General features: G+C 64.2%; 10 protein-coding genes. 6 read left to right on the top strand and 4 right to left on the bottom strand.

Annotation, left to right across the window (positions count from 1 at the left end; all coding sequences use genetic code 11):
* A partial coding sequence (locus tag BRA49_RS02195; protein ID WP_292383061.1) for a radical SAM/SPASM domain-containing protein occupies window positions 1-948 on the bottom strand: 948 nt, incomplete at its 3' end.
* Between the two features lie 363 nt (window positions 949-1,311).
* Entirely contained in the window at window positions 1,312-1,548 is a 237-nt protein-coding gene (locus BRA49_RS02190) for a type II toxin-antitoxin system HicB family antitoxin (protein WP_292383059.1), read from the bottom strand.
* Between the two features lie 181 nt (window positions 1,549-1,729).
* On the opposite strand from BRA49_RS02190, the gene BRA49_RS02185 reads away from it, so the two are divergent.
* The 3 genes from BRA49_RS02185 to BRA49_RS02175 all read left to right on the top strand — a co-directional run bounded on the left by BRA49_RS02185 (window position 1,730) and on the right by BRA49_RS02175 (window position 6,850).
* Window positions 1,730-2,062, top strand: coding sequence for a cupin domain-containing protein (locus BRA49_RS02185; protein ID WP_292383056.1), 333 nt, complete (start codon window positions 1,730-1,732; stop codon window positions 2,060-2,062).
* A 60-nt stretch (window positions 2,063-2,122) separates the two neighbouring features.
* A complete protein-coding gene (locus tag BRA49_RS02180; RefSeq protein WP_292383055.1) occupies window positions 2,123-4,039 on the top strand; it encodes a glycoside hydrolase family 15 protein in 1,917 nt (638 codons plus the stop codon).
* Window positions 4,040-4,105: 66 nt separating this feature from the next.
* Window positions 4,106-6,850, top strand: a complete 2,745-nt coding sequence (locus tag BRA49_RS02175; RefSeq protein ID WP_292383053.1) for a cation-translocating P-type ATPase — start codon at window positions 4,106-4,108, stop codon at window positions 6,848-6,850.
* On the opposite strand, the gene BRA49_RS02170 is transcribed toward BRA49_RS02175, so the two are convergent.
* Window positions 6,823-8,745 (bottom strand): beta-propeller domain-containing protein, encoded by a 1,923-nt coding sequence (locus BRA49_RS02170; protein WP_292383051.1) that lies wholly within the window; start codon window positions 8,743-8,745, stop codon window positions 6,823-6,825. The two genes, BRA49_RS02175 and BRA49_RS02170, sit on opposite strands and share 28 nt — an antisense overlap.
* A gap of 79 nt (window positions 8,746-8,824) precedes the next feature.
* On the bottom strand, window positions 8,825-9,172 hold the full coding sequence (locus BRA49_RS13535) for a hypothetical protein (RefSeq protein WP_349680895.1): 348 nt from the start codon (window positions 9,170-9,172) through the stop codon (window positions 8,825-8,827).
* On the opposite strand from BRA49_RS13535, the gene BRA49_RS02165 reads away from it, so the two are divergent.
* From BRA49_RS02165 to BRA49_RS02155, 3 genes are read left to right on the top strand one after another with little or no spacing between them, the layout of a single operon-like run.
* Complete coding sequence (locus BRA49_RS02165; RefSeq protein WP_348531923.1) at window positions 9,080-9,622, top strand: YkgJ family cysteine cluster protein; 543 nt, start codon at window positions 9,080-9,082, stop codon at window positions 9,620-9,622. The genes BRA49_RS13535 and BRA49_RS02165 overlap by 93 nt on opposite strands.
* A gap of 51 nt (window positions 9,623-9,673) precedes the next feature.
* Window positions 9,674-10,153: an SLC13 family permease gene (locus BRA49_RS02160; RefSeq protein WP_292383049.1), complete on the top strand. Its 480-nt coding sequence runs from the start codon at window positions 9,674-9,676 to the stop codon at window positions 10,151-10,153.
* Window positions 10,036-11,457: an SLC13 family permease gene (locus BRA49_RS02155; RefSeq protein ID WP_292383727.1), complete on the top strand. Its 1,422-nt coding sequence runs from the start codon at window positions 10,036-10,038 to the stop codon at window positions 11,455-11,457. Before BRA49_RS02160 ends, BRA49_RS02155 begins: the two co-directional genes overlap by 118 nt.
* Window positions 11,458-11,500: the final 43 nt, after the last annotated feature.

Below are 11,500 nucleotides of genomic sequence, written 5' to 3'. Positions count from 1 at the left end.
GATGTTCGAGTAGAGGCACCGGCCGCCGCAGAAGTCGAGGATGCCGCATGCCGTGCAGGGACCTCCGACGGTCGTCACCGGGAGGTGGAGGGGATCGGCGGTCGCAATATGTCCGACATAATAGTCCTTCATCCCGACCATGATGGGGCAGGGGGCGATATGCCCGTCGGTCATGATGCTGTAGTTCGCGTGGCCGCACCCGCACCGGAGCATGCTCGGCCGGGATAGCAGCATGTCCTGCACCGGGTCCATGAAGGGGTACCACCGGAGCACCCGGCCCTCTGTGCGCATCGTCTCGACCCAGAACGCGACGAGCGACCGGATGCCGGGGTTATAACTCTCCTTCACCCATGCGGCGTAGTCCCGCAGGTGGTAGTCGTTCCAGAAGTTCGCGTCCATCTGCCAGTGGACGGCCGGGAACGGGAAACGGTCGTTTGCCGTGAGGTAGCGGACGGCTTCCACGATATCGGTATCCTCGGTCACGGTCATCCGGGCGATCACCTCGCCGGCAAATCCGCCTGCCGCGAGAACCCGCAGGTTTCTCGTGATCCGACCAAACGTCCCCTCCCCGCGGTGAGCGTCGGTGAGCCCCTCGGGGCCGTCGATCGAGACCAGGATGGTGTCGAACCGGTTTGCGGTCGCGGGCTCGAGGCGGTCGAGGAGGGTCCCGTTCGTGTGGAGGATCAGGGCCGAGACCGGGGCATCGCGGGCGATCTCGCGGACGCGCTCGACGGCGAGGAGAGGTTCCCCGCCGTAGAAGGTCAGCACGGCATCGGGGTCCTTTGCAAGGAACCGGTAGAGATCGGCAAGGTCGATATCGAGGTCGACCGGGAGATCTTCGTCGACGGCGATGTCGCACGTCTCCGGGGGGTCGACGGTGAACGCCTTCCCCCGGCAGTAGGTGCAGCAGAGGTTGCAGTTGTCGGTCAGGATGAGATGATAGTACACGGGTGGTCTCGTACTATTTGGGCCGCCGGGCGAAAAAAATGTGGGGATCTAGGCCCCCTCTCCGCTGGTTTCCGGCTTACCATATCGGATAGTATAGATTCGACGTTTGAGAACGACCCGGCGCTCATGGGTCTTCACAGATCAAGAAACTCCTCTTTCGTAAGGTGGGCCTGCTTCAGGATTGAGAGGAGTGTCCCTCGCGGGATAGGGTCGCGTCGGGGAACGATAACAAGCAGCTTGTTTCCGTCTCCCCGATCTTATAGAGGGCTACATGACTTCCCTTTCCTCGATGGGGGGCGTAGTCGAATCCGGCTGCCTTCGGTTTCTTTATGACGTCGTCGGAAGAGATCAGAGGCAGTTTTGTCATGCCTCAACCTCGATGACCGAGGTGAACTTACGGGGTGATTTCAGTATCGGCTCAAGATCCTGCAATATCCCGAGTTCTTTTGCATTCTCAAGGTAGAGTTCGATCGCTTCACGGATGTTGTCCAGAGCTTCCTCCGGCGTATCGCCGCAACTGGCGACCTCAAGTTCCTGGCACCTGGAGACATACGCCCCTTCTTCTTCCCAGATCAGGATGGTTAACCGTACCTTTGTCAATCATGTCACCTCCAATAATTAACAGTTCATTTGCTCTTTATATTATTCTTCTCACAGAAGTTCGAGCGGCAAGCAGATTAAGCAGATTCTACCTCCTGGTTATCTCCGGGTTAAATCACTGTATGCCTGTTCGTTGCCACCGGCCGCAAAAAAGAATACACCACAGGAGAAACCGACTCGTATGTCTGAAGCAAAAGAAAACCTCGCCGAACAGGTCATCGACCCCCGTGACCTCGTCGCCTACCAGCCGGGCTCGATCGTCAGCCGGATGCTCGTCTACACGAAGGCCGGCACCATCACGGTCTTCGCCTTCGATGCGGGTGAAGGCCTCTCGGAGCATACCGCACCTTACGATGCCGTCCTCCAGGTCCTCGACGGGGAGACCCTCGTCACCATCGCGGACAGGGAGTATCCCATGAAGGCGGGCGACCTGATCATCATGCCGGCAAAGATTCCCCACGCGGTCCACGCCGTTACGCGGTTCAAGATGATGCTGACGATGATCCACGCGTGACCTGCGCCGTTGCAGGTCACTGCCTTCAGGTTTTTATAGGTTGGTGACCCGTCTCCCCCCATGCGCACTCCACGAGAACCTCGCCCGGTGGGAGGTCCGGCACCTGCCGGCTACCTGCCCATATCAGACTACGGAATCATCGGCAACCTCAGGACGGCGGCGCTCGTCGGACGGAACGGCTCGATCGACTGGTGCTGCTTCCCGTACCTCGACAGCCCGAGCGTCTTTGCCGCCATCCTCGATACCGGCCGCGGCGGGCGCTTCTCAGTCTCGGCCGTGGGAGCAAGTTCCGGCGAGCAGGGGTATATCGAAGACACCAACGTCCTGATCACCCGGTTCACAACGGACACCGGGAGACTTGCCGTGACCGACCTGATGCCGCTTGCAGGAGAGATCGCCGGCCGCGGCGGGTCGCATGCCCCGCCGGTGATCATCCGCATCCTCGAGTGCGAGGAGGGTGTCGTGGATGTGGCGGTCGAATGGTCGCCGCGGTTCGACTACGCCCGGATCCAGACGTGGATAGAAGAGGTCCCGGGCGGGTGGCTTGCCACCGGCGGCGGCGAGGCGCTGTTTCTCTGCGGTCTTGAGAGCGACGAGAGCGACGCGAGCAGGCGGGATGCCACCCTTCGCGCCCGGTTTACGATGCGGAAGGGCGACCGGAGGCTCCTTCAGACCCGCTGGGGTCTTGAGGACATGACCTGCGATCCCACCCGCGCCGAAGCGGCGCTTGCCGGGACGGTCCAGGTCTGGCGGACCTGGGCGCACTACGAGGATCTGGCGCAGACACCGCGCTGGGCCGGGGAGTGGCTCCCCTATGTCACCCGGTCCGAACTGACCCTGAAACTCCTGACCATGGCCGACACGGGAGCGATCGCCGCCGCGCCCACGACATCCCTTCCCGAGGAGATCGGCGGGGTCCGGAACTGGGATTACCGCTACGCGTGGGTCCGCGACGCCTCGATGACGGCCCAGGCCCTGGTCTCCCTCGGCCACCCCCGGGAGGCGATTGAGTTCCTTCAGTGGATGGAGCGGACGGCCGAGGCGCACACCGGAGCGCGGCAGCCGCAGGTGCTTTTTGCGTTGCACGATGCAACGGCCGATCTCACGGAGATCGAACTTGAACACCTGGAGGGCTACCGGGGCTCGCGCCCGGTCCGGGTAGGGAACGCCGCCGCCTACCAGTTGCAGCTTGAGATCTTCGGGGAGCTCGTCTCAACCGGCTACGAGCTCGCTCGCCGGGGCGTGAACCTGGGACCCGAAGCCCTCCGGTTCCTCTCTGCCGTCGCCGATTACGCCTGCAGGAGGTGGAAGGAGCCCGACCAGGGGATCTGGGAGATCCGGGGCCCGCCACAGCATTTCGTCTACTCGAAGGTGATGGTCTGGGTCGCTCTCGACCGGGCGATCTACCTCGCGGAGCACCACGGCCTCTCCGGCGACGTGGACCGGTGGAAGAAGGCCCGGGAGACCATCCGGGAACGGGTGCTCACCGAGGGATACGATCCCGAGGTGGGTTCGTTCGTGCAGGCGTTCGGGTCGAAAGCGCTCGATGCGGTCAATCTCAGGATCCCACTCGTGGAGTTTCTCCCCTTCGACGACGAGCGCGTGCAGGGGACGATCGATGCAACACTCGAATACCTGACGAAGAACGGCCTCGTCTACCGTTACCTCACCGACGACGGCCTCCCCGGCGGGGAGGGAGCCTTCGGCCTCTGCACCTGCTGGCTGGTGGACGTGCTGGCCCTGTCGGGGAGGGTGGAGGAAGCGAGGGAGATCTTTGATGGGATCGTGGCCCGGGCAAACACCGTAGGCCTTTTCCCCGAAGAGTTCGACCCCGAGACCGGGGAGTTCCTCGGCAACTTCCCGCAGGCCTACACCCACATCGGCCTCGTCAACAGCGCCCTGTACCTCGCGCATGCAGAAGGGCGGTGGGTCCCGGAGCACGCGCCGGCAGGCATCCCCCGGGAAGGGCTGCGGTGAGGCAGGGGGATCTCATTCTGCTGGCATCGATGCATGGTTTTTATGGCCACGCGTGACAACACGGCAATGATGGCTCCCTCTATCTCTCCCGACGAGTCGAGGACGACGGCGTGGCACGCTCTCCCGACAGATGATGTGGCCGGGCGGTTCGCTTCGCCTTCGGAAGGCCTCTCCGACATCGAGGCCGCCCGGCGACGGGAGATCTTCGGGGAGAATGCCCTCCCGCAGAAGCGGCCGCCGACGGTCTTTGAGGTCTTCCTTCGCCAGTTCATGAGCCCGCTCATCTACGTCCTCCTTGCGGCCGGGATCATTTCCATCCTCTTCGCCGACTTCACCGATGCGGTCTTCATATTCATCGTCATCCTGATTAACGCCGTCATTGGTACGTTTCAGGAAGTGAAGGCGGAGAGGAGCGCAACGGCCCTCCAGCAGATGCTCAGGATCTACGCACGGGTGAAGCGGGGCGGCCGCGAGGCGACGGTCCCGGCGGAGGACCTGGTCCCCGGCGACCGCGTTTCCCTGGAATCGGGCGACCGGGTCCCCGCCGACATCCGCATCCTCACGGCACGATCGCTCACCGTCGACGAATCGCTCCTGACCGGTGAGTCCCACGCGGTCAGGAAGAACCCTGATCCCGTGAATGCAGCCCTCCCTCCCGGCGACCGGCTGGGTATGCTTTATGCCGGCAGCACCGTCATGACCGGCCGCGGTAGGGGGGTCGTGGTCGCGACGGGCCAGCACACCGAGATCGGGCAGATCGCCGAGACGGTCACAGCATCGGAGACGGGCAAACCACCGCTCGTCCTCCGCATGGAGGATTTCTCCCGGAAGATCAGCATCGCCGTCCTTGCTGCCACCGGACTGCTCGCGATCATCGTCCTCGGCCAGGGGGTCCCTCCCCTTGAGGTCTTCTTCCTCGCCGTCGCGCTCGCGGTCTCGGCGATCCCCGAAGGGCTTCCGGTCGCCCTGACGGTCGCGCTCTCGATCGCTACGTCACGGATGGCGGGGCGGAACGTCATTGTCCGGTTCCTTGCGGCCGTGGAGAGCCTCGGGAGCTGTACACTGATCGCAAGCGACAAGACCGGCACCCTCACCGTGAACCAGCAGACCGCCCGTCTGGTCGTCCTGCCCACGGGTGAGGAGGTCTCTGTCATGGGCGCCGGGTATGTGGGTGAGGGGGAGGTCCTCGATACCCACGGCGCCCCGGTAGCCGGCGCTGCCCGTAGCCGCCTGGAGCGTCTGGCCCGGGCTGCGACGATAACCAACGAGGCCGCCCTGGAGCAGACCGATGAAGGAGACTGGGCTCACCGGGGCGACGCGATCGACGTGGCGTTCCTCGCGCTCACCTACAAGCTGGGGCTCGATCCGGCTCATATCCGCGAGAGCGCACCTCCCATTGTCGAGATCCCCTTCGAGTCCGAACGGCGGTATGCCGCCGTCTGGTATCCTGAGGGTGAAGAAGTCATGGTGGCGGTCAAGGGGGCTGTCGAGACGGTCCTCCCGTTCTGCCGGACCATGGCCACGGGGGAGGAAGGGAATGTCCCCCTCGACCCTGGCCGCGTGCAGGAGGACCTCGACAGCCTCACCTCCCGGGGATACCGGGTGCTCGCCGTGGCCCGTGGCCGTGCAGAGGGACCGGTCTCTGCGGAGAACCCCGAGCTGCCTCCCCTCGAACTCCTCGGCCTGGTCGGGTTCATCGATCCGATCCGGCCCGACGTCCCCGATGCCATCCGGCGGTGCCGTGACGCCGGGGTCGATGTGGTGATGGTGACGGGTGACCACCCCGCGACGGCCCTCGCCATCGCCCGGGAGCTTGCTATCGCGGCCTCTCCCGACGAGGTGATCACCGGCGCAGAACTGGGAGACGGCGAGATCGCGACATTCTCTGAGTTCGTCGACCGGGTGCAGGGTGCCCGGGTCTTCGCCCGGGTGACGCCGCTGCAGAAACTCCGGATCGTTGAGGCCTACCGAGAGAGCGGGGCCTTCGTCGCGGTCACCGGGGACGGGGTCAACGACGCGCCGGCGCTCCGGAGCGCGAACATCGGGGTCGCGATGGGTTCGGGGACCGATGTCGCCAAGGATACGGCGTCGCTGATCATCACCGACGACGACTTCGCCTCGATCGTCGCCGGGATCGAGGAGGGCCGGTACGCCTACGACAACGTCCGGAAGGTCGTCTATCTCCTGGTCTCGACCGGATTCGCGGAGGTGCTCCTCTTTCTGGTCGCTCTCCTCATCGGTCTGCCGTTACCGCTGCTCGCGGTCCAGCTCCTCTGGCTGAACCTGGTGACGAACGGTATTCAGGGGGTAGCGCTGGCGTTCGAGGGAGGCGAGCCCGGCGTCATGAACCGGCCGCCACGGAGGCCGGAGGAGGGGATCTTCAACCGGTTGATGCTGGAGGAGACGCTTCTCTCCGGTACGGTGATCGCTCTCATCGCGCTCGGTGCCTGGTATTGGTTTCTTTCATACGGGTGGGACGAGTTTGCGGCCCGGAACCTGATCGTCCTGCTGATGGTCCTCCTTGAGAACTTCCATGTCTTCAACTGCCGGTCGGAGTACCTCTCAGCTTTCCGTGTCCCGATAAGCCGCAACTACTTCCTGATCGCCGGTGTCGTCGCCGCACAGGGCATCCACATTCTCGCGCTCTATGTGCCCATCCTCCAGGACGTGCTCCAGTTGCAGCCGGTCTCCCTGCTTGAGTGGCTCACGTTGCTCGGCCTCGCCTCTCTCGTCGTGGTCGTGATGGAGATCTTCAAGGCGGTGAGGGAACACCGCCCTCCAGGTCACCAGACCGGGTACGGGGTCGGATAGACCTCCCACCGGTAGGGGAGGAGGACCTCGCCCACCCGGCTGCCGTCGGCAAGATCGGTCATGATGACGCTCCTCTTTGAGATCGTGTAGAGGGTCTCGTCCATGAAGAGCGACCGCTCTACCGCGTCGGGTGAGTTCCAGGCGTAGGAGGCGTCCCTCTCGGCATGGGCGACCGTGCCCACGAGAGTGAGCCCCTCCTCAGGGCTCACCCGGTAGATGTAGGCCCCCTGCCAGGTTGTGGTGGCATATGAGCCCGGATACCGTGACGAGGGATTCTCGATCCTTTTGACCTCGCTCACCGGGAGGACGAGGAGCCCCTTCTCCTCGATAAAGAGGAAGGCCTTGTGATCGCGAAGCGCGAGAGAGTCCGTCCCGGCCTCCCCGATCACGACGCTGTCGACCTGAACCGGTTTGTTCACGTCCGAGACGTCGAAGAGGGCAACCTTGAGGCCCGCGACCGAGACGCCGCCCCACTGGTTCTCGCTCGTCTCCTTCCCGACACCGATGATGTGGTCGGTCCCAATGGGGTGGAGGTAGTCGGAGTAGCCCGGGATCTTGAGCTCACCGAGGATGCCCGGGTGCTTCGGGTCCGAGAGGTCGATGACGAAGAGGGGGTCGATCTGCTTGAACGTCACCAGGTAGAGCCGGTCGCCGGCGAACCGGGCGGCGTAGATCCGCTCGTCCGGCGCGATATGTTCGAGTGTCCCGATGGTCCTCATCGCGGGATCGAGGACATAGACGTTGTTGTACTGGACCGACCCTTCCCGCGTCCATCCCTCGACGGTCGTTGCCACACGGAGGTTCCCCTCGTACTCGTCGAGCGAGAACTGGTTTAAGAGGTGCCCGGGGACCTCGCCCATCGCCCGGTAGTCGATCGCTCCCCGCTCGATCGCGAACCGGTGGATGATCGTCCGGTCACGGGTGCCGGTGCCGTCCGGCGGCGCCTCGAAGACTACGTCGCTGGAGACCGGCCCCATGTTCCGGTACCCGATGTAGAGGTTCTCCTGCGACGCAAAGAGGGTGGTGTCGTAGCCGAGGAGGAAGGTCTCGGCGTCGGGAGCGCCCGTGTCGTTCCGGACCGAGAAGCCGCCTGCGGTGTAGAAGACGTAGTTCTGCAGGGGACTTATCGGACGGTAGACGTCGGGCTGGATCGGCTCGCCGCTGCCGCCCCTCACCTCGGGAAGGGCGATCCTGTCCCGCACCCAGACCGGGGGCTCCTGTGTGATGGTGTAGACGTAGTCCCCGACCATCCGGGCGTCATAGTAGTTCCCGGTGAAGGTCACGTCGCGGACCCGCTCCGGGTCTTTTCGGTCGCTGATGTCGTAGACGTAGGCATGCGTCACCGTCCGCCAGACCGGGACCGGCGTTACGCTCCCTTCCACGGCGGTCATCTCCTCATCCGTCGTCGTGGCAAAGACCACCAGGCGGTCGCCGGCGAGGAAGAGCGCCTTCGGGCTCCCGTCGATCCGGGTCTCGGAGATGGTCTTCGCATCCTCCGGAGGGAAGGCCTCGATGATCACGAGCCTCTCGCCCGAGATGATGTAGATGTACTTCCCGTCGTTCTTCAGGAAGTCGGCCTCGTCCACGCCCTTCACCTGCACGTTCGTCGTGGAGTAGTCGCCGGCTGAGGAGGTCGGGGCGGACGTCGCCATCGGTGCCGGTGCGTAATCGCTTTCAGGCATGACGCCCCCGGTGGTCCGGGGGTAGCCGCTGCCGTTCCACCCTCCCTGTGCGTGTTCTTTCAGGAACGCTTCTATCTCCTCGTTCGATGCAAACTTCTGTAAATCTCCGTAGGCTTCTCTCCCCGCGTCCTCCGACGCGAAGGCGGTCCCGATGATCGCGGCGATCACCAGGCAGCCGATGGCGACTACCGTCGCCGGTTTCCAGTTCCCCATAGTCATCACCTTCCGATGAAGGATGATGCACGCGCGTGGGTATCAGGTTTGCGTAACCTACGAATATTTTCGAAGTCTTTTACCGTGGCCCGAAGGGCATATCCCCTCTCCCCTCAAACACCTGTGATAGCGATCCCGGCATTCGTGCCGGGCACGATGACGGAGGCTGCCGGTTACGTTCACATTCGACGAAGAGATTGCTGCCCTCAAAGCAGAACGCGATAATCTCCTCCGGTTCCCGGAAGAGGAGTTCATCGAGATCATCCGTGAGGTCGGGTTCTCCTGCGACTGCTGCGGACGGTGTTGCACCCGCGAGTTCAACGGCCACGTCTTTCTGCTCGAGGAGGACACCGACCGTGTCCGCAGGTTTGCGCCGGACGCCATCATCCCGGCGCCGGACTTCGATGCCTGCGACCAGCAGGGACACTTCTACGTATCGGGTTACGCCCTCAGGACAAAGCCGGACGGCTCCTGCATCTTCCTCTCCGACGGCAGGTGCAGCATCTACGCTCAGAGGTTTGCCATCTGCCGGATCTATCCCTACATGCTCCATCGAGAGGCCGACGAGACGGGCGCCGTCGACTGGCGGCAGATCGGCGGCTTAAACGAGCACGGGTGCTACAATACCCCGATCGACGCGGAAGAGTGCGCCCGGATCGCCCGGGAGACCCGTGCCTACGAGGCGGCCTTCATCGACCAGGCGATCCGGTTCCGGCGGGCTCTCCGCGACCTCTTTGCCGCCGAAGGGTTGCGCTACGTCCGGCGGACCTACGACCTCCTGATGCGGGACTTCCGGAAGGGTGCGGAGGTCGAGGTCCGGGTCTTCCACCGCGGCCAGTTTGAGCCGCATTGGGTCACCCGCGCGATGTACGAGTGATCATCCGGGCCCGACCGTATCTATTTCTGCTTCCCGCACCCTGGGTGCCTGATGGAGACCGTGGTCCTCCTCACCCTGCTGGTGCTCTCCGGTGGCGCCGTCCTCTTCATCACCGGCGTTGTCCGGGTTGACGTCGCCGCCGCTCTCGTGACTCTCGCGCTCGCGTGGCTCGGCCTCGTCACCCCGGTGCAGGCCCTCTCCGGCTTTTCGAGCAGCGCGGTGATTGCCATGCTCTCGGTGATGGTTCTCGGCCGCGGGCTCGACCGCACGGGGGTGACCGTCCGGATCGCCCGCGCGATAGTCGGGCTTGCCGGTCGTGATGAGCGGCGCCTGACCGCCGCCGTCTCGCTCGTCGCCGGCGGGATCTCGGCGTTCATGCAGAGCGTCCCACCGCCGTCTTCCTCCCCCTGCTCCTGCGGGTCTCGTCGCTCACGAGGGTCCCGGCATCGCACCTTCTCCTGCCGGTTGGCTACGCTGCAACTATCGGGGGGACTATCAGCATGGTCGGGGCGGGCACCCTCATCATCTTGAACGACCTCCTCAGACAGCGCGGGTATGTGCCCTTCGAACTCTTTGCCGTCGCCCCCGTCGGCCTGCCGCTCCTGCTCATCGGGATCGCCTTCTTCTACTTCTTCGGGGACCGGGTCCTTCCCCGGCGCGAGGGAACCAGGCTGACGCCTCAGGAGGAGTTGATCCGGAACTGGCGCCTGCCCTACCAGATATCCTACCTGCGGGTCCCTGCTAAAAGTCCCCTCGTCGGGAAGACACGGGAGGATGTCCACATGATATCGGGTTACGCCCTCCACCTCATCTCCATCGCCGAGGGCGGCGAGATCGTCTACACGCCGTGGCGGTATACCCGGTTCGCCGCCGGACAGGAACTCAGCATACTCGGGGAGGACCGGGACATCGAACGGTTCAAAGATGATTTCGATCTTGAATGGGTCCGGGCCGGGGAGAGCACCGCAAATGTCATGGCCGATCCAAACGTGGGGTTTGCAGAGGTGATCGTCCGGCCGTATGCTCCGGTCATCGGCAAGACGCTCCGCTACCTCGAGTTTCGGGTCACCTACGGTGCCGAGGTGCTGATCCTCCTCTCCGGAGAAGAAGAGCGGCGGAAGGACCTTGCCGACATTCCCCTGCGGGCAGGCGATGCGATGGTCGTCCTGGGCCGCTGGGAACGGCTCCGGGCGTTCGGCACGAGCCGGAACTTCGTTCTGGTGACTCCCGTCGAGGGGCGGATGGGGGTTCGCGAACGTGGAGCAGCGGCCGCCGTCCTCTGTTTTGCTGCCGCCGTCGCCCTCACCTACACGGGCCTATCGATCCCGGTGAGCCTCCTTTCAGGGGTGATCGCAATGATCCTCCTCCGGGTCATCCCGGTCGGCGAGGTCTACCGGGCCATCGACTGGCGGACGCTTGTCCTGATCGCCGGCCTCCTCCCGCTTGGCATCGCCATGGATACGACTGGAACCGCACAGTTCGTCGCCGACCGGTTGGTCGGCCTGGTCGCCGGGTACCCGACGCTCCTCATCCTCGTCGCAGTTGCCGTCCTCGCGACCACGTTCTCGCTCGTGATGTCAAACATTGCGGCAACCGTTCTCCTGGTCCCGCTCGTGCTCGTGATGGCGGGCTCGCTCGGCCTCGACCCCCGTGGATTGGCGCTCCTCACCGGGATCTGCACCTCGAACTCCTTCCTCCTCCCCACGCACCCGGTGAATGCCTTGCTGATGGGCCCCGGAGGCTACCGGAACCGTGACTATCTCGTGGCGGGGGGCGCTCTGACGGTCATCTTCATCATTGTCGCCGTCGGGATCATTTCCCTGCTCTATTTCTGACCGCTCCTCCCCTCGAAGGGGTAATCGTCGGTGCTGTGTCAAC

This window comes from Methanoculleus sp. UBA430 (assembly GCF_002506585.1).
In the GTDB taxonomy this organism is placed as follows: domain Archaea; phylum Halobacteriota; class Methanomicrobia; order Methanomicrobiales; family Methanoculleaceae; genus Methanoculleus.
Note: the sequence above shows the minus strand (reverse complement) of the source record. Positions and strands in the feature narration are given on the sequence as shown.

Bases quoted from the DNA above. Each gene is read 5' to 3' on its own strand.
- BRA49_RS02185 (WP_292383056.1), top strand. From the start codon at position 1,730: ATGTCTGAAGCAAAAGAAAACCTCGCCGAACAGGTCATCGACCCCCGT.
- BRA49_RS02180 (WP_292383055.1), top strand. From the start codon at position 2,123: ATGCGCACTCCACGAGAACCTCGCCCGGTGGGAGGTCCGGCACCTGCC.
- BRA49_RS02175 (WP_292383053.1), top strand. From the start codon at position 4,106: ATGATGGCTCCCTCTATCTCTCCCGACGAGTCGAGGACGACGGCGTGG.
- BRA49_RS02170 (WP_292383051.1), bottom strand. From the start codon at position 8,745: ATGGGGAACTGGAAACCGGCGACGGTAGTCGCCATCGGCTGCCTGGTG.
- BRA49_RS02160 (WP_292383049.1), top strand. From the start codon at position 9,674: ATGGAGACCGTGGTCCTCCTCACCCTGCTGGTGCTCTCCGGTGGCGCC.